This window comes from Muricauda sp. MAR_2010_75 (assembly GCF_000745185.1).
Lineage (GTDB): Bacteria > Bacteroidota > Bacteroidia > Flavobacteriales > Flavobacteriaceae > Flagellimonas.
The window spans coordinates 919,003-943,388 of record NZ_JQNJ01000001.1 but is presented as its reverse complement, the minus strand read 5'-3'; the positions used below and the strand labels follow the sequence as shown (position 1 = coordinate 943,388).

Sequence of the window (24,386 nt, the reverse complement as noted above, 5' to 3'; positions counted from 1 at the left end):
GTTCCCGTATTAGCAGCAACCACCACCATTATAGTGCCAAGTGCTTTCACTAACGTGAATTTGGTCAGAAGCCTTTGCCAAAGCTGCTGCGGTTTTATCGCACACGGCCAAGGGTTGGTTTTGGAACAGGACATGGCCTTTGCCATCATCAAAGTATTCCTCGTCCCCATAATAGATGGCTGTTTTTCCCGTGAACATGCAAGGTCCATCTTCGGGCATTGGGTCTTTTATGGCTGCAATTTCAATGGATTCAATATAAACCAGTTCGTCGGTTGGGTAATGGTTGGGCGACAAAACCCTATATGACCTTCTGCCCCTTATTTCAATAGTCCCAAAACCGGCATCGGTCAGAACCTTTACATAATCTTTTAATGGAATACTTCCACTAAGGCATTGTGCCCTAAGTCGGTCATCGTTGCGAAGTGCTTCATTCATGGGCTGTTCGCAGATGGGATCGCTCATCACCAACCTGCCATGAGGCTTTAACACCCGATACATTTCAGAGACGGCTTTTTTCAAATCGTCCATTTTAAAAATATTGAAGAGGCAGTTTTGGGCAGCTACGTCAATACTTTCATTGGCAACGGGAAGGTTAAGGGCATCACCCTTTACCAAATTCACATATTCACTTTTGAACCAATCATTCTCTTCCTCGGCTACTTTGAAGTTTTTTCGGGAAGCTTCCAGCATTTCGTCAACGGAATCCACCCCGGTGACACCACCTTGTTGCCTAGAGAAATAAGAAAACTGCAACAACTCCATGCCACCACCCACACCTACATAGAGAATTTTTGGGTTGTTCACCAAATCCTGTGCTGAGACTGTGCTTCCGCAGCCGTAATTCATTTCCTGCATGATCTTGGGAATGGATAGCCCAGGGAATTGCCAAATGGGATTGGTGGTACAGCAGAGTCCCACATCTGGGGTCAGGGCAGCCTCTTTATAAAGGTCTTGGGTTGCATTTAAATAGCTCATAGTTGTTTAATTAGTTCTTTGAACAATTGTATCATTTTTGGCTCGGTCTTATTGGCAATTTCCAATATTTCTTCAATATTCACCGGGTCCAAGTTATCAGGGTCGCATTCATCGGTTAAAACGGACACGGCCACAATGGGTAGTCGTAAATGATTGGCAACAATTACTTCGGGGACGGTACTCATTCCAACTGCATCAGCACCAAGGGTTTTGAGCATGCGATATTCTGCCTTGGTCTCCAATTGTGGACCAACAACAGAGGCATAAACGCCTTTTTGAAGTGAAATGCCTTCTTTTTGCGCTATGGACTCTATTTTGTTGCGCATATCAAGGTCGTACGGTTCGCTCATGTCCACAAACCGATCTCCAAATTCAGACACATTTTTAAAGGCCAATGGAGAACCTCCTTGTAGATTGATATGGTCCTCAATAAGCATAATGTCCCCTTTTTTGAAGCTGAGGTTGATGGCGCCGGCGGCATTGGACACAAATAGCTTTTTTATACCCAATTGGTTCATTACCCTAATGGGATAGGTGATGTCCAAGAAGTCGTACCCTTCATATAAATGAAAACGACCTTGCATGACCACGGCTTTTTTGCCTGCGATGGTTCCATAGATCAATTTTCCGGTATGAAACTCCACTGTGGCCAATGGAAAATAGGGAATATGGTTATAGTGTGCCTCGATGGGGTCTTCAATATCATCCACCAATTGGCCTAACCCGGTGCCAAGGACGATGCCAATTTCGGGAGCATCAAACCCTCTCTTTTTTAAATGATCAACAGATTCGTCAAGTTGTGCTTGCGTCATTCTTTTATAGGTTTTAAAAACGGCTGAAAAGCCGCAATATCTTTTATGTCTTCGTAATAATCCACATCGTTCTTTACGGGGAGCATAAAAATACTTCCAGACTCCAAATCCTTCAAAGTGTCAGACAATACAGTATCAGAGCCCCAAGATTTGTTGTGGAAAACTTCCTTTTTGAGGGATTTCATACCCAATAGATAATACCCGCCATCTTCGGCCGGACCTACCACATAATCATGTTTCTCCAATTGTATAAAAGCCTCTTCCAAATTGGCTTGGGAGAGATGGTACATGTCACTGCCAATAATAATGATTTTTTCAAAACCGGAATTGAACCCTTCTTGAAAGGTATTCAACATCCGTTCCCCTAAATTGGCCCCCAATTGGAGCTTTTTTTGATAGCTATTCTGGTCCCAAATATCGTTTTCCCAGATAGATTCCGAATAGTACACCCATTTTTCCACATCAAGGTCTTTGGTGAAGGAAACGGTGTGGTCAAGTAAAAATTTATAAATGTTCAATGCCGCTTTGTCACCCACTTTGGCAGCTAATCGGGTCTTGCACTTACCCAGTTCGGGATTTCTCGTTAGAATCAAAAGTAGGCTATTGTTCAAACGGTTATTTTTTTTGAAGGAGGTACTTTCTTCAGTTGGTCAGGAATCATTTCCAATACTTACCCAAAGGTCTGTATTTTTTCTATTTCACCGTAAAGGAATACCAACAAATCAGCAAAAATTCTCTTTCTTAAATAGATTATTTTGAAATACCTGTTGCGGGCCTATGACATTTTTACCAGATAATTTGGTAAGTGGTTGCGAAGCTTGTCAAAGGAAATGGGTTTGGTAAGGTAGTCGTTCATGCCAACAATTTTGGCCTCATCAATGGCCTCTTTGGTCACGTCAGCGGAGAGGCCGATGATGGCTATTTCCCGGTTAATTTTTCTGATTTCCTCGGTAGCTTGGAACCCATCCATATTGGGCATGTGTATGTCCATAAAGACAAGATCATAGTCGTTTTGTGCCACAGCTTCCACGGCCTGTAATCCATTACATACCGATTCGGCCTGTATGCCCAATTTTTCCAGGCTCATTTTAAGTACAATCACATTCACCCGGTTGTCATCCACGATCAAAACTTTACAACCGCTAAGGTCTATTTGTTCAGCAGAGGGCAAACAGGAATCCTGTTTTACTTCTGCAATGGGGAACTCCAGGTTCAGGCAAAATTCGGTGCCAATATTTATCTCGCTGTCCACAGTGATTTTTCCGCCCAAAAGTTCCACCAATCTGCGGGTAATATAAAGCCCAAGACCACTACCTTCGTGCCTTTTTGCTTTGCCCGCATCTATTTGGGTAAACCTGTCAAAAATGGTTTTCAGTTTGTTTTTTGGAATCCCTATTCCTGAGTCCTTGACAACAATTTCAATGGCCAAGGTTTCTTTCCTCACTTCTTCACGATAGAAAACCTTTATTTCTCCATTTTCTGTGAACTTGAGGGAATTTCTAATAATATTGGTAATGATCTGGCCATATTTTCCAACATCACTTTTTACACTGTGTTCATTTTCATGGGACGAACCAAGTAAAATATGGAGTCCCTTCTCTTCGGCATTGGGTCTATAAATACTGATGACATTTTTTAATTCTTCCAACGGGGAAAAAATGTCTTCCCTAAAGCTGACCTTTCCAGATTCTATTTTATCAATTTCCAGAATATCGTTTACCAACAAGAGCAATTTTTTTGAGGAGATATCCATCAATGAAAGATATTCTTGCAAGGAACTATGTAGCTTGGAAAGCTTTAAAACTTCAATAAAACCGATAATGGCATTTAAAGGGGTCCGAATCTCGTGGCTCATGTTGGAGATGAACTCGGTTTTGGCCAAGGATGATTTTTCGGCTTTCAACCTCTCTTTTTTCAGGGATTTATTGAGGTCTTTGAGTTTGTTATTGGCATAGCTTAGGCGTATGTTCTTTTTTCGTGAGGACTGATAGAAATAAATGAGCAAGCTGGTAAGCAATGCCACCAAGGTGGCAAAAATCAGCAGAATATAGGTGTCCTGTTGTCTTGCCACCATAAAATCAGTATCTGAGGGTGTCAATTTAAATGTCCATTTCCGGTTATCCAATGGATCTATTACCAAAGATGTGGTGAAGATGTATTCATCCGCAATGTCTTCGGTGGAGGGATTGTTCTTGGAGTAAAAAATTGTACCATTCTCATCCTGCATTTCAATGGCATACAGGTCCAAGCTTGATGTGAGCTCATTAAAGGGGTTGGTGAAATCCATTCCTGCCGAGATAGACCCCTGGAACCTTCCTTTAAAGAAAACGGGTACATCTACCAAAAAAGCATTTCCACCTTGGTATAACTTTGTCCATGAGGAAATATTGGTGGAAGCATGCGCCATATGTCTCATCCATTCTGCACTCCTTGGGTGTGTGGACAAATCCAGGCCCATGGCAGCCTCGTTTCCTTTTAAAGGAGTCACTACCCTTATGACCATAAGGCTATCCACCCATTCCACAAATTTAAAGGAGGGATTTTGTTCCAAAATAAGGCGGGCATCCTGTTCCCAATATTGAAAATAGGACCCATCGGTCATTTCAATACGTTGCTTCAGGTTTTCAAGTGACTTAATATTGTATTTAACTGAAGAGAAGAATTCTTGGGCTCGAAGATTGCCCGTGTTATGAATTTCCTGAATGAATGATGACTTTTGTGTTTTTAAGGAATTGTTCCATAAAATGGACACCGTGGTCATAAAAATAACAAAGACCGCAAAGGGAAGTATCAACTCTCTTTTTGAAGACATTAACGACATACCAATACCAATTCTTGGAATAGAAATCAATTATTCATTCTACAATTCATTCAAAATCTAAACTCGCAAGAAGCATTGTAGGAAAAAACAACAACATTGCAAACACTTAACACATATTTTGCGAAAAAATTGTATTCAAATACTAATATTCGATGTTCATTCCAGGAGTTTTGGAATCTATTTGTCGTAGACCTTTTCTGCATTGGTTAAAAAACGTCCCCAATAATTGCTAAAGGCATGTACCTTTTCGGTTTCTTGCTGATTTTCATCATAAACGGGATATCCTTTGTTTTTCCATTCAAAAATGCCACCGTACAGGTTTTTGACATTGGCATACCCAGCATTTTTTAATTGTTCCCCAATATCCTCGGAGCGAACCCCAATGGAGCAGTAGACCACAATTGGTTTTTCCTTGTTGGGGAACTGTTGAACCACTTTATTGATATCAAACCCATCATATCCTACCCAAACAGCGTTTTCCAGATGACTTACCCCAAACTCTTCTTTTTCCCGTGCATCTAAAAGGAGGGGGGCTTCTATTTCATGAAGGTCTTCCACGGAAATATAGTCGACCGTATCATCATTGAGCTGTTGCAAAACTTTTGGGATGGACTGCTGTGCGCATGAAGTGATACCCAATGTCATGAGAAATAAAAGTAACTGAAATCGCATGGGATATGAATCTAAATCAAAGATAAATCAATAAAATTTGATTTCTTAAATTGACCAACTTATACGGATAAACAGCAAAAATATCATGAAAATAAGAGCCGCTCTTTTTATTTTGGGAATATGGTTGATGGGGTGCAAGGAACAAAACAGGGAAAAACCCGTCAAAGCATTGCAGGACAAGGGATATACAGAGGAGTATCGTCCCCAATTTCATTTTTCCCCTCCTGAAAAATGGATGAACGATCCCAATGGATTGGTCTACAACGAAGGAATCTACCATCTCTTTTACCAGTACTATCCCGGTGACATTGTTTGGGGTCCCATGCATTGGGGGCATGCCACAAGCAAAGATTTGGTGCATTGGGAGCATAAGCCCATTGCGCTCTATCCGGATGAACATGGACTGATTTTCTCTGGAAGTGCGGTTGTGGATAAGCATAACACCTCCGGCTTTGGTAAAAATGGGATAGCCCCCTTGGTGGCCATTTTCACCTATCATTCCATGGAGGGAGAAAAAGCCGGGCGGGATGATTTTCAAACACAGGGTATTGCCTATAGTTTGGACAATGGGGCAACTTGGACCAAGTATGAGGGCAATCCCGTGATCGGGAACAACGGCATTAGGGATTTTAGGGACCCTAAGGTATTTTGGCACGAGGAATCCCAAAAATGGATTTTGACCTTGGTGGCCGGAGACCATGCTCAATTTTATGCCTCCAAAAATTTGAAAGAGTGGGAACATTTGAGCGATTTTGGAAAAACGCAGGGGGCCCATGGAGGTGTTTGGGAGTGCCCGGACCTTTTTCCAATACAGGTAGCCGATACGGATGAAGAAAAATGGATATTGATCATCAGCATAAACCCTGGAGCTCCCAACGGAGGTAGTGGCACCCAATATTTTATTGGAGATTTTAATGGACAGAAATTCACATCGGACCAACAAAAGCCCAAATGGATTGATTATGGTACAGATAATTATGCAGGTGTTACCTACAATAATACACCCGAAGACAAACGAATTTTTATTGGGTGGATGAGCAACTGGGATTATGCGAACAAAACGCCGACTCAAAAATGGCGAAGTGCCATGACGGTGCCGCGCGAGCTTGCCCTTAAAAAAGTGGATGATGATTTCGTGCTGACCAGCTATCCGGTAGAACAATTGGATAAACTGGCATCTCAAATTTTGGCGGAAAATGTGCTGATTAGTTCCAGAACCTCGGATACGTTATTGGTTGATGGACTGAATCAATCCCAGATTGAGCTGAAAACAGCTTCAAAGGATTTTAGTTTGATTTTTAAAAATGATCTGAAGGAAACCTTAATGCTTGAGATGGATTCGCAAAGCAACACTTTTGTAGTAGACCGTATGAAATCTGGAAAGGTGGCTTTTGATTCTGAGTTTGGGGATAAAAAGCATCTTTCACCCATTAGTATGTTAAATGACTCCATTTATGAGGTGAAAATTTTATTGGATTGGTCTTCCATTGAGATTTTTATGGACGGGGGCGTATATGTCATGACGGAACAACTTTTTTCCACGGAACCCTATAATACCCTGATTATCCAAAATGGAAGTGAAGAATCGGAAATCCGTCTGGAATCCATAAAATACATGGAATCTGTTTGGTGAAAAACCTCTCCCAGATTTTTGGAGAATAAAAAAGGCACCCAGAAGGTGCCTTTAAGAGACTTATTTAACTGAAGGGTTTTGATTGATGATGGATGTGTTTATATAGCTTAATTGATATACAGGTAGAGGCTGTTGATAAGGGAGTAAACGGAGAGGGCAATTACAAAGTACCAAAAAAGGTAGCCCAACTTTGTTTCTACAGTGTTCATTTTGCTTAAGTGTTTATTTTTGGTTGAGATTATTTCTTCACACCGAAATTACTTAAAACACTGGGTCAACAATCCACAATTTTATTCGTTGCAGGAATTGGGATATAATTGGTAGGAATTGCTTCGTAAATGGAAAAACGATTTAGGGGAACTAAAGAAAAGGGTGTAGGGAGATAAGATGAAAAACAGACAAGAATAGTACTCTATCTGTTAATCAAACAATTGTGCAATTTGGGGCAAGAAAGGTATTGGAAAACGATTTTGGTCCTATTTAAAAATTTGAAAATACCGGTTCTATTAAACCAATGGTCTTCCTTTAAGACGCTTTTCTATCTTTTGCTTCTTTTTGGTAAGACTCTTCATGGTCTCCATTAATTTGGAATCTTTGGTCTTTTTATAAATTTCATTGATGGAAAGGATAAGCTTTTTGGCTTCTCTCGACGCTTCAACCCTATCGCTGGTGGACATATGGCTCAGTGACCTGTTCTCGAACTCTTCGGCTTTGGACAATAGATCTTGTGTCATTTTTGATTTAAAGTTAATCTGAATTGGCTAAATATAAGAGTTCAAATTATACTTTATGTCTATGGAACGATTCATTTTTCATATTTATGAAAACATTAAGAATGTGGGTGTTAAAAACTACGGCTGGGTACTATTTAATGAAAAAATGTTTCATCTAAAATTGGAAATCTTATCAGAGGTCAATTTTAAAAACTGAAAGTTTACATTCTTTTGTTGCAACCGAAGGACTTTTATGGTTTCTGTTCCGTCCAAGTTGTTTTTTAGGGTTGTTTTTATGAACGAGGGTATGTTGGTCTGGTTTCCCAAATATTTTACGTTCAATAGCCATTCGCCTTGTTCCAGGTCATTAATCTGGAAACTGTTGGAGGAATAGCCCTTAAAAATTTCATCGGAAATTAAACTTGGACTGGACTCTTTGGTATGCTTCCACGTAAAATAATGGCCGGTTGGCCCCACAAACTGCAGTTCAAATTGGGTGTTGGGATTGTTCCATTCAACCAAAATATCCATGTCATTGATTTCATCTTCAGTTGAAGAGGAAGGAAGGTCCAGATCAATTTCCGAACGATATCGATTGGCCAAGGCTATGGCCTCTTCCCGTATGATCTTGTCAATACCTTCTACCTCCAGTTCACCACTTAAGCCGAGCAAGTACTTTTTATACAGCGACCAACCTTCTTGTACTTCCCCCAGAGTAACATGGCTGTGGGCCAAGTCTCTTAAACTTTGGGCTTGTGAAGGATACAGACCATATATTTTGGCGTAGATGTTATGGGCTTCTTCAAACAAACCATCTTCATCAAGGTGAAAGGCCAGCAACCGCAAAGCACTGGCATCTTCGGAAAAAATTTCTTCTATGTTGGAAAGAATTTTTCCAGCTACCTCAGTACTGCCCCATTTTTGAAGAAAAAATGCATGAACATCAGCATAAAAATGGGGTAGATGTCCATATAATTTTCTTTGTTCCAAGTATGTCGCGTAAGCTTCATTCAACGATTTGGCTCCCGATAGCCATTGGATATATCTAGGGAGACTACCTTGGGTTTGCTCCAAAAGAACTGCATCGTTCTTGTAGATGTCATTAGACCGCAAAGAATCCCAGTTGGAACCCCCGTTTGCAGTTTCTTGCTCAAAAGATTGATTAATCGTTTTTACGATGATAATTCCACCCCATGCAATGCGGCCGTATCTTGCAGCAGCCCAACTGCCCGGCATAATGGTGACGCTCTTGACATTCAAAACATTAATGTGTAAAGGCGGGTTGTTCGGGGGATATACAAGACCGTCAACATCCCAAGCGGCATATGATTTTATAATTTCACCACCCCTCAATGCTACTCGGGCATTTTCTCCGTCCCCAAAAACACGAATCCCAGGAAATTTCCCTTTTAAGGCGTCCGAGATGTCCCTGTGGATGGAGCTGATTTTGTCATTCTGAATCTGTTTTATGGCAAAACCGGTTCGTTCAATATCAATGGTTCCAAAATTTGTTGCAATATCGGTCTTTCTGGGATCTGCACCCTTGATGGTTTGGACTTTACGATATTCTTCCAAGACCACTTCATCCAACACTTTTACCCCCATGGGCATGGCAATGCTAAGTCGGTCTGTGTTGGTGTTCACTATAGATTCTGTACTTTCTCTTCCGGGATAGATAAATTCCAGAATGTCACCGTTTTTTGCTGAAATGGAAAAGTTCCCATTAGCATTTGTCCTTACCGTCCTTTCCACTCCCTTAACCTTGACGGTTACATTGGGAAGCGGATCATCAAAATCGGTAACTGTCCCTTTTATTTCCCGTAGGGCGTTGACATTTGAAATTGAAGGGGTGTACTCCAAATTATCGACAATATGTTTTTTGGTGTAGTCCAACGCCAGCTCTTGATCATCAATTTTGTCCAGATTTATGTAATTGGCCTCTGAACCTTCGGCAATGGATTTCAACAATTCGTGATTGGCATCTGGCTTACTGTTGATGGTAAAAACAGTGACCCTCCAATTCTCATCAATGGCCTCGGGAAACCCTTTTCCATCGGTAAAAAGCAACGCGTATTTATCGGGTTGTAGAGCATTGAATACTTCCAGCTTTCCTGCACCATCATAAGGGATTTCAAGCAATCGCTTTTTAAGGGCTTGCCAATTGCCATTTTCTATGGTAAATCTTTCTGTGGAAAGCGTATGTCCAAACAATTTCAGTTCCACAGCAACATAGTTGAGGTACTCAAAATAGTGGTCCAAAAAGCCCAGTTCCTTTTCAAGATTTTTACCTTTCATGGAGTAGGAGGTGTCCCACAATAGGGTAATTTGTTCAGGTTTGTCGCGTGACTTGTTTTGGGAACCAACAAAATCATTGTATTGGCCATCTTCCAAAAGCGAAGTGTTTAAACTGAACCCAATGGTAGTGCCTTTGCGGATTCTTTTCCAGCTGTCTTGACTGATCAGTCTGGAAAATGATCGTGCGCCGTCATCAAAAGATGAAATAAGAATACCCACTTTTCCTCCGTAAATTTTAAGAAGCTCTAAACTGGCAATGAAATGGTCTTTTACCACAATGTTGTAAGGGGAAAGGTCTATGGTTACCCTTCCTCGTTTTCTTTTAATGATGTGGAGAATGTTATGGTTGGATATGTTCTTGCCGGGCAGCCCTCCTCTTCCTATTTCGTAAATGTTTACCCGCACCAATATACTGTCTGAAATGCTTGCAATTACGTTGAAAGACATGTCCTCCAATTTTAAAGGCCCATCTTTGATGCGGATTTTTGATGCGTGTTCCCCGCCCAGTGCAAGACTATCGTTCCAGAAGGCAAAGTTTTCCTTGTCGTTGCTCACATAACCTACCCTGTTTTTTTTCGCATTTTTTAGATGAAGCGTAACGCCCTCCAACTCAAAAAATGATTCCTTCATAAGAACATAGGGATTTTCCTGAAGGCGTTGGTGAAGCTCTTTGGAGTTAAATGTGAGGGTCTCGTATCCTATTCTTGAAAATTGGACCGTATTTATGGGGTTGATGTCGCCATCTTCCAGCTTAAGCATAAAGGTTCCATCGTCCGATGATACGGTACCCTTGGCCTGATCCACAATACCGATGTTTACATAGTCAACAGGTTCTTGCGTATCGGCATCCAATATCTTTCCCGAAAGAAAATTTTGGGCATGCAGAAACTGGAGGGAAGCAATAAAGATGGAAAGTAAGGCACCATATTTTTTCATGTACAATGAGTTTGTATATGGTGGTTGATTGTTTGCTGCTAACTCTAAATGTAGAAAAAATTTCTGACAAGATGTAAGCTAATGATTTAAGATGCACGGTTATTGAATCCAGTCAATTAAAAAATGAATTGAGTAAAGCCCGGAAGCCCCTTGGTTGTAGTTTTGTAATGTTAAGCTAAAAACATTGAATTGAAATGGCAATCATAGGAAACATTGTAAAAGGTTTTATAGAGGCAAGGGATTCACTGAGTTTGGATAGAAACCCTCTGGAAGAACAAAAAAAAGAGCTGCAGAACTTGCTCTCCCAGGCCAAGGACACTCAGTTTGGAAAACACTATGACTTTGAAGGGATTTTGTCCTCCAATGATGTGGCCAAGACCTTCGCCCAATCGGTTCCGTATTTCGTTTACAAAAAAATATCCAAAGAATGGTGGAACAAGACCATTGAAGGAGAACCTGACGTGGCCTGGCCGGGGCACCCAGATTTTTTTGCGCTCAGTTCGGGAACAACAGGGAAAAAATCCAAACGGATACCTGTAACTAAGGACATGTTGAAATCCATAAAAAAAGCTGGAATCAAACAAATCTATGCCCTTAGTAATTTTGACTTGCCCGCGGAATTTTTTGAAAAGGAAATTATGATGTTGGGCAGTTCCACCGATTTGGAAGAACACAATGGCCGCAAAGAGGGTGAAATCAGTGGAATTAGCGCGAGCCACATTCCTTTTTGGTTTAAAAAATATTATAAACCCGGGGATGAGATCGCCCAAATTGATGACTGGGACCATCGCGTCCTTCAAATTGCCAAGGAAGCCAAAAATTGGGATATCGGTGCCTTGAGCGGGATTCCTTCTTGGATGGAACTGATGCTCAAAAAAGTAATAGAATACCATAAATTGGAACATATCCATGAAATCTGGCCCAATTTACAGGTCTATACTTCAGGGGGTGTAGCTTTTGATCCTTACGAGAAGAGTTTTAATGCCCTGTTGGGTAAGCCTATTCAGATTATAGACACCTATTTGGCATCAGAGGGGTTTTTGGCCTTTCAGGACAGGGCGGACACTACCGCTATGCGATTGATCACTGACAATGGGATCTATTTTGAGTTTGTTCCGTTTAAACCGGAATACATCAATCAAGATGGTTCCCTCACCGATGATGCTCCTTCTCTCACCTTAGATCAAGTGGAGGAAGGCGAGGATTATGTACTGATCATATCGACCGTTGCGGGAGCTTGGCGCTATATTATTGGGGACACCATTGAATTTATCAATGTAAAACGAGCTGAAATTAAGATTACCGGTAGAACAAAATTCTTTTTGAACACTGTTGGATCTCAGCTTTCGGTGAACAAACTGAACGATGCTGTAAAACATTTGGAGGAGGAACTGGATGTTAAAATTCCTGAATACACGCTGTGTGCAAAACGTTTTGATGATGGCTTCTACCACACTTGGTATTTGGGGTCGGACAGTGTGGTGGATTCGGACAAAACGGCAAAAGTTTTGGATGATTACCTCAAAAGCGCCAATAAGAACTATAAAGTGGCCCGTAGCAAAGCTTTGGAAGGGATAAAAATACATTTTGTGCCCCAGAACATCTTTGCCGAATGGAGCGGAGCCAATAAAAAGAAGGGTGGACAGGTAAAAATGGAGCGCGTGATGGGTGAAGAAAAATTTGCTGAATGGGAAGATTTTGTATCGGAAAAGACAGGGTAGTATCTATTTTTTACTTGCTTTTTCTTTTTCTTTTACCATTTCCATGATTTCGTCTGGCGAGAGGTAATATTCTTTGATTCGTTCTTTGTAAAGTGGGTCAATTTTGGCATTGTCCAGGATAAATCGTTTGGTTTTTATGATGTAATCTGCCATGCCGCGTAAAACCGCAAAAGAATCGGCAGCTCTTTCCGCTTTTTTTACATATTCCTTTAAAAAGGCATACCTGAATCCGAATGCAACCAGATTGAGACTGCTCCGGTTTTGGTAATCCATCACATGACCAAGTTCGTGGCCTATCCATCCAATTAGCACATCTTTGGGAACGTTGGTGGTTCTGTATTCTTCGCCAGTAATTTTAAATTTTTCACTGATCAATATTTTATAGCTTCTGTTCTCTTTAGCCTTAAAGATGTCTTTAAAGGTGGGTTGGGCCTGCATCACAGATTTTTTAATGTTCTTTTTAAACTTGAACTCTATGGGAATGTGCTTGAGTTCGGGGAAGTGCTCCAAGGCCACTTCAACCTCGGGTTTTATGTTTTCTGGAATGACTTTTTTGGGTTCGGACAAAACAATATCAATAATTAATAAGAACAATAGAAGTACTGCAACTCGTTTGATTATCTTCTTCAAGATGAAAAGGGATAAAAAAAGGGCAAACGTACATCTGCCCTTTTATGTGATTTAGTGTTTATTAGAACTGGTATCGGAGACCTAGGGCAATATCCAAATCCAGGTCATCTGAATAACTATCGTTAAATCCAAGTTCGGGACGCATATCCAAAGAAATGAGTAGTGGTATCTCAAAGTCGTATTCAATACCTATATCTCCAGCAATAAGTGCAAATACACCATCATTGTCTCCAGCATCAAAAGAACCAAGACCTCCACCGGCACCAACATACCAATTAAAACCACCATCAATCGGCATCACCCATTGATACAGGCCAACCAATTTAAAGGCATCAACATTGTTTGAGTCTCTCCAACCGAGGTCAAATTCCAATCGGTTGTTCTCATGCAAATAGCGTTGGTAGGAAATTTCACCTCCAAAACCGTCATTGTCACCTAGACGTAAACCCAAAGCATTTTTGGAAATACGCTGTGCGCTTAGGCTAACTGTTGCTAGCACAAAAAGAATGCTTAAAATAGTTCTCATAATTAAATTATTTAAGCACAAAGTTAAGGGTATTGTCCTTTTGGGTTATCGCAAAAAAATTAATGTTTGCCGTAAAAAGATTGGCATAAACACTACAAAAGCGGCTTAAAAAACTTGGAAAGCCCTTCCATAAATTTCTTCCATCGAGGTCGGTTTTTAAATTCTTCCAAGGATAACTGCTCAGCCTTTTCGCAAAGGGCGTTGAACTCACTTTTCATTTCCTGGGCAATACCTAGATTATAGATCAGGATGTTGGCCTCATAATTCAACTCAAAGCTTCGGATATCGAAATTACCAGAGCCTATAGAGACCAGGTCATCATCAACAAGCAGTATTTTGGCATGGGAGAAATCGTCTCGTAGGTAAATTTTTATGCCAACGTTCAAAAGTTCCTCAAATTGGGAGAACATAGCAAACATGGCTGCCAGTGAATCCGATTTTTTAGGTACCAATAACCGGATTTCAATACCTTGGAGTGCAATTACCTTTAGCGCCTGAAAAAAAGCCTCTCCCGGCAAAAAATAGGGATTTGCAATACAAATGGACTTTTGGGCTTGGTTTGCCATTCCAATATATTGCTGCATAATGGTAGGATGGTTGGAATCTGGCCCTCCGGCCACCACTTGTGCATCCACCGTACCACATTTTAACTGTTCGGAAAGGTAATCCTCTATTCTGAACTCCTCCTTTTTACTGGCAAAAAAGTAATCCTTGAGAAAAACTTGGTGAAGATCGTTTACAATGGGGCCTTCCAGTTTTAAATGAGTATCCTTCCATTTGCCCAGTTCACCATGGTGTTTAATGTATTTGTCTGAAATGTTTACTCCGCCCGTAAAGGCCACCTTGTTATCGATTACCACAATCTTTCTATGGTTCCTAAAGTTGAGGTAAAACAATAAATTCTTGAGCCTTATGGGCATTATGGGGTGAATTTTCACTCCAATTTCCTGAAACCGCTTTTTGGGTCGGCCCCTGAGACTGTAACTCCCGAAGGAATCATAGATGATTCGGATTTCCACTCCTTCGGATATTTTCTTTTGAAAGAGCTCCAGCATTTTTTCAAAAAGGGTACCTCGTTCCAAAATGTAATACTGCACATGGATGAATTTTTGGGCTTCTTCCATGGCCTTGAACAAGGTGTTGAAGGTTTCACCACCATCTTGCAGCACCGTTATGGCATTCCCACCAGTGGCAAAGGTGTTGGAATTGGCATTGATGAGTTGGTTCAATCGCTTTTTGCGTATATCTGAATCAAAATTGACCTTGAATTTATCCGAAGTTGGGGCATTTCCGTAGGAAAACTGTTTGCGTTTATAAAATTCCCTGGTGTTGAAAAATTTAAACTTGCGCCGATTTACGCCAAAAAGATAGTAGAGCACAGCTCCAAGAATGGGCAGGACCACAATGGCAAAAACCCAACCTATAGATCGGGAGGGCCGCCTTCCATGATAAATTATTGAGCCAATGGACCAAAGCCCAAGAACAATATGAACAATAATCAGAAAGGTCTTCAATACGATAGTTTTGTTAAGGAAAAGGACTCTAAGCTACAGCACAAAATCTAAAATGGCACATTTTACACATAAAAAACTCTGGACATTTAACTGCCCAGAGTTCAGATTTGGTTCTTCACAAAAGGATGTTATTGGTCATCCGTGGCATCTTCAATTTCATCTTCAACATCGTCTGCGGCATCTTCAATTCCATCTCCAACATCATCAGCGGCGTCTTCTATATCATCGCCAACTTCCTCCATACCTTCTTTAACATCTTCTACGGCTTCCTCGGCCTTACTTTCCTTGGTTTCCCTGCAACTGTTCAAGCTTGCACTGGCGGCAAAAGCAAGTAGCAATAGTAGTATACTTATTGATCGTTTCATCTGTTTCTATTTTTAATTAATAATTCAGTAAAATTTATAGTCTTTTTCTTCCGGTTATTAGTGATATAATGAATAACACAATAAAAATGAAGAATAATATTTTGGCAATACTCGCCGCACCTGCGGCTATTCCACCAAAACCAAATATTCCAGCAATGATGGCCAAAATTATAAAGGTGACTGTCCAACGTAACATATCTATAGTTTTTGGTTGCTGCCTGACTAACTCTTAATCAGTACATTACAAAATTGGACCATTTTCGAGTAAAAGCTTGCTTCTATCGGGTTTTATGTTAACCCATTAGCATCTGAATGTGTATAAATGAGGGACTTACATTTCCGTATAGGTTATTTCTCGAAAAAATCCGGTGATAGAATGGAATCTTGGGGTATGGTGTCCTTGAAAAATTCATCGGCCATTAGATGGGCCTTTAGTTTGACTTCAGGGGGATTATTGATAATATCCTTAAGGTTGTCGATGTCAAACTCATCCACCAACCATAAGTCTGCCTGAGCTTTTGGAATTATAATGGGAGCCAGATTGCTAATGTCATGATAACTGGAAATTAAGGTATTGGTCTTTGTGGTAATCAAGGCACAACATTGAAATCCATCTTCCAAAACATTGTACACCCCCGCCAAATAAAAAGGTCTTCCGTTTTGAAGTGTAACATAATACGTATAGGTTTTTCCATTTTTAAGGAGATGGGTGTAAAAACCCGAGACAATGACCAGGCATCTTCGTTTTACAAAGGATTCCTTCATCCACTTCACTTTTTCCAAATCTTCAAGTTGCACATTCAAGGTGTTGGCATTGTTCTGAAAAATGTGCCAGTCTTCTTTAAAGTTTTGGGGCATTAAACCCCAAATGGCAAAAGAAATTTTACGCTTGTTCTGCATGGTGACAATGCAAACATTGGTTTCTCTAAAGCCATCAATAAGGGCACTGGGAGTATATAAATGTGGATATTTGAAATGTACGCCAAACTCCTCCTCAATCTGTTTCCGTTCTACCGCATTGGAAAGTTTGTAAATCATAATCTTCTAGTCTTCATATTCAACAACATAGCGAAAAAACCAAATTTTAACCGTAAAACTTAACTCATTAGCTATTATTCGTAATGGTAATGATATGTGAAAGTTTTGTGAAGGGACATCTTTTTGTCCATTTTTTTTCGTAAATAATTAAACAAGGCAGTCTTCTAGTGCGGCCTTTAAAAATTTACAACCTATGATAACAATACAAATAAACGCCAAGAATACAACTGAAACCATTGAACAAATCAAGAATGTTATTGGAGGGAAGGTTGTTGAAAAATGGGGGCAGCTAGTGCTTGCAGTGGACAATGAAAACGCCAAAGGAGAAATAAGGGTATTGAATTTTGACTGGGGGGCTTGCCTAATGGAATATGATATTACTTTTTTTGATGAGGTCACCCTAATTTCAGATTCTTCAAATTACAACCCTATAAGTTTTATATATTGTTTGGAGGGCTATTGCGGGCATAAGTTCGGACACCAGGAAATGACCGATCTCAAGATCATGAAACAATACCAATCCGTAATCATTTCAAGTAGAGCCAATGGATTCAACCATGGCTATCTTCCTGCTAATATACAACTGAAAATCAACGTAATACGAGTACAGAGAAATCAGTTCATGAGCAAGCGACTGAATAAGGGAGAGGTGTTGAACAAACAGCTGTATGAGGTGTTTTTGGATACCGACCATAAAAATGTATTCTCCTATTACGGGTCGTACAATTTAAAAATGGCGGACCTTGTGTCATCAATAAGGAATACGACTACTGAAGGAATGATCCGCATTCTACAAATAGAGGGATTGGTGTATCAAATTCTTTCCATGCACATTGTGCAACACAACAATGAAGTGCTCAACAAAGGGCCTGAAACATCCTTGCTGAAACGGGAACTGAACACCATTAGGAAATGTGCCAAGAAAATAGAAAAGAACATCGCCAAAGATTTCTCTCTTGATGAAATAGCTGCCGAAACTGGCCTTACACAGGCCAAATTGCAAGAAGGGTTTAAATTGCTCTACAACAAAACCGTGACGGAATATATTAGAAATGCCCGACTGGAAGTAGCAAGGGATTTGATAAACACCACCGAAATGAACATCTCAGAAGTGGTCTATTCCATTGGGTTTACCAGCAGAAGTTATTTTTCCAAAATATTCAAGGAAAAATATGGCATCAGCCCAAGTGAGTTTAAAAGCAGCAAAAAGGAGGTTGGGCTTACCGCTTGAACTCCATCCGATCTTAATCCAAAAAAATAAATTTCTTCGTTCATCAGCGAGCTTTAACACACCGTAATTGCATCTTTTGGTCTCTTTTTGGGAAAAATACCCTCTTAATAATAGAGAAGGCTCATTTTATAACCTAAAGTACCAACCATGCGCTTACGTTTTTCGGGAATTTTTTTGATGATTGCATCGTGTACCATCCTTATGGTCACTTCATGTACCGAGGATGTACAGCCGATGTTCGTCTTAAAACCTTCTTCCGAAACAGGAATCACCTTCAACAATTTTATTCAAGAAACAGACACCTTCAACATCCTCACCGAAGAACTTATCTATAATGGTGCTGGGGTCGCCGTAGGCGATTTCAATGCTGATGGCAAACAAGACGTTTTTTTCTCGGGTTCAAAGGTGGCCAACAAGCTATACCTGAACCAGGGGGACTTCAAGTTTAAGGATGTTTCCGCCGAGGCGGGAGTGGAAGCTGTGGATAAATGGAGCACCGGGGCCGTTATTGTGGACATCAACAATGATGGACTACTGGACCTCTATGTGTGCGCCTCCGTAAAACCCAATGAAAAAGAGCGGGAGAATATGCTCTTTGTCAACCAGGGGATAAATGCGGATGGCGTGCCAACTTTTAAGGAAATGGCCAAAGCCTATGGCATTGCCGACACAGGAAACTGTACTGCCGCAACCTTTTTTGATTATGATTTGGATGGCGATTTGGACCTCTACATCCTCAACAACGTTATTATTGATGAAATGGGAAATGCCATTCCCACCAATTATCGACCTAGGGTTTTGGATGGGAGCGCCTTGAGCAATGACCGATTCTATCGGAACAATGGCGATGGTTCTTTTTCCGATATTACTATGGAGGCGGGCATCACTATTGAAGGCTTTGGATTGGGTGTGGCCGTGAGCGATATCAACATGGACGGATGGCCCGATGTTTACATCAGCAATGATTACATGACCAACGATATTCTCTACATCAACCAAAAAGATGGCACTTTCCGCAATGATATTGAAAAACACGTAAAGCATCAGAGTAGGTTTTCCATGGGTTCGGATATATCAGACTTCAACAATGATGGGTTTCTCGACATTTTTACCTTGGATATGCTCGGGGACAGCAATCTCAGGATGAAGACCACCATCGGCGAGCACAATTACATTTATTATGTGCTCAACAAGCGTTGGGATTACGAGTACCAATACATACGCAACATGCTGCATTTGGGCAATGGCCCAGACGCGCCGTACAGTGAAATTGGCCTCATGGCCGGCATCTATAAGACCGATTGGAGTTGGTCACCTTTGGTGGTGGATATGGACAATGATGGAAATCGGGATTTATTGATCACCAACGGTTTCCCCCGGGACATTACCGATCGTGACTTTGGAGATTTCCGACTCAAAGTTGGACCGTTTACCAGTCCCTCACAGATTTTGGATTCCATCCCAGTGGTGAAGATTGCCAATTATGCCTACCGAAATAATGGCGATTTAACTTTTGAAGATGTCAGTGAAAAATGGGGCCTCAGTATTCCCTCATTTTCCAATGGCGCGGCCTATGCCGATTTGGATAACGATGGCGATTTGGATTATGTGGTGAACAACATCAACGAAGAAGCCTTTGTTTTTGAAAATACCTTAGAACCGCAACCAGACAAGCATTTTCTCAGGCTTCAATTGCAAGGGCCCAAAAACAATCCGTTGGGAATTGGCGCCAAAGTGGTGCTTCGGTTTCCCGACAATAGCATACAATACGCTGAAAATTATATCACTCGGGGGTACATGTCTTCGGTGGAACCAATCCTGCATTTTGGACTGGGCAGTCAAGATAAAGTGGCATCCGTTGAGGTGCTTTGGCCGGATGGAAAGCTGGAAAAACTGTCAAAAGTAAAGGTTGACGAAGTACAGACCATCGATTATAAAAACGCCAAAGTTTCGGAAGACGGACACCTTGCGTTTCCATTTTCGCCACCGAAAACAAAAACATTGCTCACCAAAAAAACGGATATAGACGGACTTGACTTTGCACATGAAGAACAAGATGTCATCGATTATAATTTGCAGCGGACGCTTCCCCATAAACTGACCCAGAATGGGCCCTGTTTGGCCATTGGGGATTTAGATGGCAATGGAACCGAGGATTTTGTGGTGGGAAGTTCCTCAGGCTACTCGCCCATGGCATTTTTTCAAAACCCCGATGGCACTTTTGAGCAACGAAAGCTTTTCAGCGAAGCGCAAGATTGGGCCTACGAAGAGGAGGGGATTGCCCTTTTTGACTTGGAAAATGATGGGGATTTGGACCTGTATATGGTTTCCGGGAGCAATGAGTTTATGCCCGTGGGCAACAAGCATACCGATAGGCTTTTTGTAAATGATGGCAACGGAAATTTCGGCTTGGCTTCAAATCTCATCCCCACTATTGATGCCAGTGGCTCCACAGTGGTGACCGCAGATTTTGACGGGGATGGCTATACCGACCTTTTTGTGGGCGGACGAAGTCCCATGGGATCCTATCCCTATCCCGATAAAAGCTTTTTATTGAAAAATGACCGAGGGAAATTGATGGATGTGACCCAACAACTGGCTCCTGATTTGTCCAAAGCGGGCATGGTGACCGATGCCATGTGGAACGATGTGGATATGGACGGGCGCTTGGATTTGATCGTGGTTGGTGAATATATGCCCGTTACCATTTTCAAGAACCATGAAAGTGGCTTTAAACCGCTTTTGGAAACCGGATTGGAAGACGAACTGGGTTGGTGGGAAAGTATTTCCGGGGCCGATTTTGATGGCGATGGCGATACCGATTTTATCGTGGGGAACATTGGCGCCAACAATTTTTACAAACCCAGCAAGGAAAATCCGGTCACCGTTTTGGGGAAAGATTTTGATGGGAATGGCAGCATGGACCCCATCGTTTTCGCTTATTTTAAGAACAATGATGGGGTGTTGGAGTCCTTTCCAGTGAATTTTTGGGGTGATATGTTCCAACAGAGTCCTATTTTTCGTGGGAAGTTCAACCTTTATAAAGAATATGGGCTCGCCACCCAAGCCGATATCTTTACCGAAGCCGAACGGGAAGGCGCACTAAAACTCATCGGGAATCAGGATAAGAGCAGCTATATTGAGAATTTGGGAAATGGAAAGTTTAAATTGGTGCCATTGCCCAATGAGGCCCAACTGGCGCCCATCAACGATATGCTCATTACCGATGTGGACCACGATAACCATCTGGATGTGCTATTGATCGGCAACGATTACGGAAACGAAACCTTTATTGGCCGTTTGGATGCCCTGAACGGGCTGCTGCTCAAAGGTGATGGCAAAGGGAGTTTTACCGCCATCCCCAGCCGTAAAAGTGGGTTTACCGCCAGTGGCGATGCCAAGGCCATGGGACAAGTGAAGACTACGAACGGCAAAACTCGGTACGTGGTGACCCAAAACCGGGATTCTTTATTGGTCTTTGGAGAGTAACAAAGAAACTGGAAAAATGTACCGGTTTTTTTAGGATACCCCAGGATATTACTTCGGCAAGAACAGGAATTTTAGATTGGTTTTTAAGTATTTGGAGCTTTTGATGATCCGTTGGATTTTTTGTACCTTATAGGTGTGCTTTCAATCGGTAAAATTCTCCGAATTCTTGCCCCAGGATTTCCTGATTGAATATCACTCCCACTTTAGTGGGGGTTTGAACATAAGAATTTCTTGAATCCGAAATGTCTTATTGAGTCGGTACCAGTATTAAAATAAAGAATTATGAATCCAGCGGTCTTATTTATAGTAATTGTTGGTCTAATAGCATTGGCCGGAATACGAATCATTTTTGAGTATAAAAGAGCCCTCAAATTCCGTTTTGGAAAATATATCAGTACACTCCAGCCCGGTTTTCGATGGATAATCCCCCTTGTTGAGACCATCCAGATAGTGGATATTCGGGTCATTACCATTAACGTTGTTTCCCAAGAGGTCATGACCGAGGACAATGTGCCCTGTAGCATTGATGGGGTCGTTTTTTTTAAGATTACAGACCCAGAGAAAGCTGTTTTGGAGGTTGAGGAGTATAGTTTTGCCATTACCCAGCTTTCGCAGGCCGCATTACGGGACGTTTGTGGTAAAGTTGAACTGGACACCATTTTGTCCAAAAGGGAAGAAATGGGCAAGAACATCAAAAACATTGTGGAGGTAGAGACCCAACATTGGGGCATTGAAATTATTGATGTAAAGATAAAGGACATCCAACTGCCCGAGAACATGAAACGGATGATGGCCAACCAGGCCGAGGCTGAAAGGTCCAGAAGGGCCCGAGTCATCTTGGCGGAGGCGGAGGAACAGGCCGCTGGCAAACTGCTCGAGGCAGGGGTGCAGATAGACAAATCACCGTCGGCCATAAAATTAAGGCTATACCAAACGCTATCGAACATTGCGGCCGAGAAGAACTCTACCATCCTCTTCCCTTTCCCAGAGGAAATGCTGCCAAGGAATCCAAAAAAGACCGATTCGGACTGATTTTACCAATTTTTGACCTTTTCCACGTCACCCTGAACTTGTTTCAGGGTCTTATGTTGTGGGGGTGGGATGCCGAAACGGGGTTCGGCATGACGTTGGTTGGCTTTGGTCATTTCGAGCGGATGCGAGAAATCTGAAGCTTGATGGGAGATTTCTCAATGGATGCACTGCATCTCATTTCGAAATGACATTTTACGTGTTCTTGTGCCTTGGTAGAACTTCATTGCATTTGCCCACAAAGCGGCGTGCAAGGGTGTTCCAATTTAAGGATGCCTTGGTACACATGGGTCACTTCCACCCGTAGGGTGGGGTCTGGGGCATCTATCCGAAAAGAGAGCTGCAATTTTTCTTCATCTAAATAAAGTCTGCCTTGGTCCAAGGGGCGGGGCAGGGCCAGCATTTCCACATCATGGAATTTTAGGGCTTTGGGTATCTGGAATTGAAAGGAAAAACTAAAGACCAGATTATCCAGCAAAGTTAGCTCCGCAAGCCCCTTTTGTGGCATTTTTTGGAGGATGATACGGCTCTGCAGCTGGTGCACTTGGTGCAGCAATTGCCCGTTTTGGTGGTTGCGGATGTTAAGGGAGGCAAAGGTGATCTGCAGTTGGGTTTGGGAACTTTGGTGGAGGAAGTTGGTAATTGTTTGAGGGGGACTTGGATTTGACTTCCTCCAGTTGTTAGATAAAAATTCTAAATATTCCATGACCAAAAGTTGACATATATGTTTACTGTATCAACGAATATAGAAACTAATATTGACATAGATGTCAATAAACAACAAAATATTAGTCGCCTACCAAAAAAAATTGGGCCAACGCATTAAAGAGATTAGAGAGGATAAGGAATTATCTCAACTGGATGTGGCTTCTGTTTGTGATTATGATAAAACCACCATATCAAGAATCGAGAATGGAAGAACCAATATTACTTTGAAAACATTGCTGAATTTGGCTCGGGCAATGGAAGTAGATATTTCTCAGCTTTTTGAGTTTCGGGATTGATTTTGAATCATAAATCCGCTGATAATCAGAGTATTTATTGCTATTTTTTAGTTGTATATAGATGTAGTAATATCCATAGAAATAAGAAAATTAATGAGTTCAATTCAAAAATGGGGGAAAAAGGTAAATTGGGAAGAGCGAGTTAAAGCTGTTTGCAAACCTTGTTGGGAATTGAAGTATTGCCCATACGGACCATTAGTTGAGGATTTCCCGTTGAAAACTGAAAATGATGAAAAAAGCTGTCGAATATTTGGACATGATTGTCCTGTTTTCTATGTAGCTGAACCTTTAACGGAGACAAAAGAGTTAAGGAAAATCACTAGACACATCCCAAGGGTTACCCAATTTAGGGTTATGAAAAGGGAAAATCAAATTTGTCAAGTTTGCAAGAAATCAGTAATTGATGAAGATATTGAATTTGATCATATAATTCCTTGGTCAAAAGGGGGGTCATCTGATGAGTCAAACATTAGACTTCTTTGCTCTGAGTGTAATAGACAAAGAGGTAATAATTTTGAAGGTGATTATTTAATAACAAGCGTTGTTGATCACTTATCAGAACCGTTCAAAGTCAGTATTATAGACTTTATCAAAGAAATAAGCAGTTTTGGACACGAATTTTTTGAAAATGAAGGCTTCTATCCAACGGAAGATGACTTCGCAGAATGCTTGAATGATGGAGAGAAAACAATCGCCGAGGTAAAAGGAGCTGAATATTTTAAAGATTTAATAGATTTTTTTACAACAGATAGACCTTCCGAAATATCAGAATCTGACTTTGATACTTTAAAATATCGATGGGGATTTATAGATGGGAAAGTTCATAGGATTAAACATTCTGCGAAAAAATATAATTCTGACCCAAAACATATTGTTCAACTAGAAAACGATTTGACAAAAAAAATGGGATTAAGAATTAAACAAGATAAAAAGACGTTTAATGGATGGCTTAAAAAGTAACTAACCCCTCTCCCGAAAGATT

Annotated in this window: 21 protein-coding genes; 7 read left to right on the top strand and 14 right to left on the bottom strand. The window is 41.2% G+C overall.

The features are described 5' to 3' along the window. Positions 1–9: 9 nt before the first annotated feature. From arsM to FG28_RS04165, 5 genes are all read right to left on the bottom strand, one after another. Positions 10–975: an arsenosugar biosynthesis arsenite methyltransferase ArsM gene (arsM, locus tag FG28_RS04185; protein ID WP_036380253.1), complete on the bottom strand. Its 966-nt coding sequence runs from the start codon at positions 973–975 to the stop codon at positions 10–12. Next, positions 972–1,787: a purine-nucleoside phosphorylase gene (locus tag FG28_RS04180; protein WP_036380251.1), complete on the bottom strand. Its 816-nt coding sequence runs from the start codon at positions 1,785–1,787 to the stop codon at positions 972–974. The genes arsM and FG28_RS04180 overlap by 4 nt, the downstream gene beginning before the upstream one ends. Then, positions 1,784–2,398 carry a TIGR04282 family arsenosugar biosynthesis glycosyltransferase gene (locus FG28_RS04175; RefSeq protein ID WP_036380248.1) on the bottom strand — a complete coding sequence of 205 codons (615 nt, stop codon included), beginning with the start codon at positions 2,396–2,398 and terminating at the stop codon, positions 1,784–1,786. The genes FG28_RS04180 and FG28_RS04175 overlap by 4 nt, the downstream gene beginning before the upstream one ends. A 164-nt stretch (positions 2,399–2,562) precedes the next feature. Next, positions 2,563–4,608, bottom strand: a complete 2,046-nt coding sequence (locus FG28_RS19995; protein ID WP_156102201.1) for a response regulator — start codon at positions 4,606–4,608, stop codon at positions 2,563–2,565. 177 nt (positions 4,609–4,785) lie between these two features. Continuing rightward, positions 4,786–5,280, bottom strand: coding sequence for a rhodanese-like domain-containing protein (locus FG28_RS04165; RefSeq protein ID WP_036380247.1), 495 nt, complete (start codon positions 5,278–5,280; stop codon positions 4,786–4,788). Positions 5,281–5,365: 85 nt separating this feature from the next. Between FG28_RS04165 and FG28_RS21080 the strand changes: the two genes are divergently transcribed. Further along, positions 5,366–6,913 carry a glycoside hydrolase family 32 protein gene (locus FG28_RS21080; RefSeq protein WP_316930847.1) on the top strand — a complete coding sequence of 516 codons (1,548 nt, stop codon included), beginning with the start codon at positions 5,366–5,368 and terminating at the stop codon, positions 6,911–6,913. A gap of 506 nt (positions 6,914–7,419) precedes the next feature. Here FG28_RS21080 and FG28_RS04155 read toward each other — a convergent pair. Both FG28_RS04155 and FG28_RS04150 read right to left on the bottom strand, forming a co-directional pair. Further along, positions 7,420–7,647, bottom strand: a complete 228-nt coding sequence (locus tag FG28_RS04155; protein ID WP_036380243.1) for a hypothetical protein — start codon at positions 7,645–7,647, stop codon at positions 7,420–7,422. 150 nt (positions 7,648–7,797) lie between these two features. Then, positions 7,798–10,857, bottom strand: coding sequence for a carboxypeptidase-like regulatory domain-containing protein (locus FG28_RS04150; RefSeq protein ID WP_036380242.1), 3,060 nt, complete (start codon positions 10,855–10,857; stop codon positions 7,798–7,800). Between the two features lie 194 nt (positions 10,858–11,051). Between FG28_RS04150 and FG28_RS04145 the strand changes: the two genes are divergently transcribed. Further along, on the top strand, positions 11,052–12,578 hold the full coding sequence (locus tag FG28_RS04145; protein WP_036380241.1) for a GH3 auxin-responsive promoter family protein: 1,527 nt from the start codon (positions 11,052–11,054) through the stop codon (positions 12,576–12,578). 3 nt (positions 12,579–12,581) lie between these two features. On the opposite strand, the gene FG28_RS04140 is transcribed toward FG28_RS04145, so the two are convergent. The 6 genes from FG28_RS04140 to FG28_RS04120 all read right to left on the bottom strand — a co-directional run bounded on the left by FG28_RS04140 (position 12,582) and on the right by FG28_RS04120 (position 16,651). After that, entirely contained in the window at positions 12,582–13,208 is a 627-nt protein-coding gene (locus tag FG28_RS04140; protein WP_036380239.1) for a hypothetical protein, read from the bottom strand. A gap of 61 nt (positions 13,209–13,269) precedes the next feature. Continuing rightward, positions 13,270–13,734: a hypothetical protein gene (locus FG28_RS04135; RefSeq protein WP_036380237.1), complete on the bottom strand. Its 465-nt coding sequence runs from the start codon at positions 13,732–13,734 to the stop codon at positions 13,270–13,272. A gap of 92 nt (positions 13,735–13,826) precedes the next feature. Continuing rightward, the gene (gene cls / locus FG28_RS04130) at positions 13,827–15,248 is read right to left on the bottom strand and encodes a cardiolipin synthase (protein WP_036380236.1); all 1,422 of its coding nucleotides are present in this window, start codon (positions 15,246–15,248) and stop codon (positions 13,827–13,829) included. 128 nt (positions 15,249–15,376) lie between these two features. Beyond that, positions 15,377–15,613, bottom strand: a complete 237-nt coding sequence (locus FG28_RS04125; protein WP_036380233.1) for a hypothetical protein — start codon at positions 15,611–15,613, stop codon at positions 15,377–15,379. 34 nt (positions 15,614–15,647) lie between these two features. Then, positions 15,648–15,809 (bottom strand): DUF1328 family protein, encoded by a 162-nt coding sequence (locus tag FG28_RS20435; protein ID WP_067034370.1) that lies wholly within the window; start codon positions 15,807–15,809, stop codon positions 15,648–15,650. A gap of 152 nt (positions 15,810–15,961) precedes the next feature. Then, positions 15,962–16,651: an SOS response-associated peptidase gene (locus FG28_RS04120; protein WP_036380232.1), complete on the bottom strand. Its 690-nt coding sequence runs from the start codon at positions 16,649–16,651 to the stop codon at positions 15,962–15,964. Positions 16,652–16,844: 193 nt separating this feature from the next. Here FG28_RS04120 and FG28_RS04115 point away from each other — a divergent pair, with 193 nt between their 5' ends. From FG28_RS04115 to FG28_RS04105, 3 genes are all read left to right on the top strand, one after another. Next, positions 16,845–17,882 (top strand): AraC family transcriptional regulator, encoded by a 1,038-nt coding sequence (locus FG28_RS04115; RefSeq protein WP_036380231.1) that lies wholly within the window; start codon positions 16,845–16,847, stop codon positions 17,880–17,882. A 147-nt stretch (positions 17,883–18,029) separates the two neighbouring features. Further along, on the top strand, positions 18,030–21,371 hold the full coding sequence (locus FG28_RS04110; protein ID WP_051947176.1) for a VCBS repeat-containing protein: 3,342 nt from the start codon (positions 18,030–18,032) through the stop codon (positions 21,369–21,371). 282 nt (positions 21,372–21,653) lie between these two features. Continuing rightward, the gene (locus FG28_RS04105; RefSeq protein WP_036380228.1) at positions 21,654–22,403 is read left to right on the top strand and encodes a slipin family protein; all 750 of its coding nucleotides are present in this window, start codon (positions 21,654–21,656) and stop codon (positions 22,401–22,403) included. Positions 22,404–22,623: 220 nt separating this feature from the next. On the opposite strand, the gene FG28_RS04100 is transcribed toward FG28_RS04105, so the two are convergent. Continuing rightward, on the bottom strand, positions 22,624–23,106 hold the full coding sequence (locus FG28_RS04100) for a hypothetical protein (protein WP_036380227.1): 483 nt from the start codon (positions 23,104–23,106) through the stop codon (positions 22,624–22,626). 61 nt (positions 23,107–23,167) lie between these two features. Between FG28_RS04100 and FG28_RS04095 the strand changes: the two genes are divergently transcribed. Continuing rightward, positions 23,168–23,404, top strand: a complete 237-nt coding sequence (locus FG28_RS04095; RefSeq protein WP_051947175.1) for a helix-turn-helix domain-containing protein — start codon at positions 23,168–23,170, stop codon at positions 23,402–23,404. Between the two features lie 93 nt (positions 23,405–23,497). Further along, a complete protein-coding gene (locus FG28_RS19990; RefSeq protein WP_156102200.1) occupies positions 23,498–24,364 on the top strand; it encodes an HNH endonuclease in 867 nt (288 codons plus the stop codon). Positions 24,365–24,386 lie beyond the last annotated feature (22 nt).

Coding starts and splice junctions, on each gene's coding strand:
- arsM (WP_036380253.1), bottom strand. CDS start 975: ATGAGCTATTTAAATGCAACCCAAGACCTTTATAAAGAGGCTGCCCTG.
- FG28_RS04180 (WP_036380251.1), bottom strand. CDS start 1,787: ATGACGCAAGCACAACTTGACGAATCTGTTGATCATTTAAAAAAGAGA.
- FG28_RS19995 (WP_156102201.1), bottom strand. CDS start 4,608: ATGTCGTTAATGTCTTCAAAAAGAGAGTTGATACTTCCCTTTGCGGTC.
- FG28_RS04165 (WP_036380247.1), bottom strand. CDS start 5,280: ATGCGATTTCAGTTACTTTTATTTCTCATGACATTGGGTATCACTTCA.
- FG28_RS21080 (WP_316930847.1), top strand. CDS start 5,366: ATGAAAATAAGAGCCGCTCTTTTTATTTTGGGAATATGGTTGATGGGG.
- FG28_RS04155 (WP_036380243.1), bottom strand. CDS start 7,647: ATGACACAAGATCTATTGTCCAAAGCCGAAGAGTTCGAGAACAGGTCA.
- FG28_RS04150 (WP_036380242.1), bottom strand. CDS start 10,857: ATGAAAAAATATGGTGCCTTACTTTCCATCTTTATTGCTTCCCTCCAG.
- FG28_RS04145 (WP_036380241.1), top strand. CDS start 11,052: ATGGCAATCATAGGAAACATTGTAAAAGGTTTTATAGAGGCAAGGGAT.
- FG28_RS04135 (WP_036380237.1), bottom strand. CDS start 13,734: ATGAGAACTATTTTAAGCATTCTTTTTGTGCTAGCAACAGTTAGCCTA.
- FG28_RS04125 (WP_036380233.1), bottom strand. CDS start 15,613: ATGAAACGATCAATAAGTATACTACTATTGCTACTTGCTTTTGCCGCC.
- FG28_RS20435 (WP_067034370.1), bottom strand. CDS start 15,809: ATGTTACGTTGGACAGTCACCTTTATAATTTTGGCCATCATTGCTGGA.
- FG28_RS04120 (WP_036380232.1), bottom strand. CDS start 16,651: ATGATTTACAAACTTTCCAATGCGGTAGAACGGAAACAGATTGAGGAG.
- FG28_RS04115 (WP_036380231.1), top strand. CDS start 16,845: ATGATAACAATACAAATAAACGCCAAGAATACAACTGAAACCATTGAA.
- FG28_RS04110 (WP_051947176.1), top strand. CDS start 18,030: ATGCGCTTACGTTTTTCGGGAATTTTTTTGATGATTGCATCGTGTACC.
- FG28_RS04105 (WP_036380228.1), top strand. CDS start 21,654: ATGAATCCAGCGGTCTTATTTATAGTAATTGTTGGTCTAATAGCATTG.
- FG28_RS04100 (WP_036380227.1), bottom strand. CDS start 23,106: ATGGAATATTTAGAATTTTTATCTAACAACTGGAGGAAGTCAAATCCA.
- FG28_RS04095 (WP_051947175.1), top strand. CDS start 23,168: ATGTCAATAAACAACAAAATATTAGTCGCCTACCAAAAAAAATTGGGC.
- FG28_RS19990 (WP_156102200.1), top strand. CDS start 23,498: ATGAGTTCAATTCAAAAATGGGGGAAAAAGGTAAATTGGGAAGAGCGA.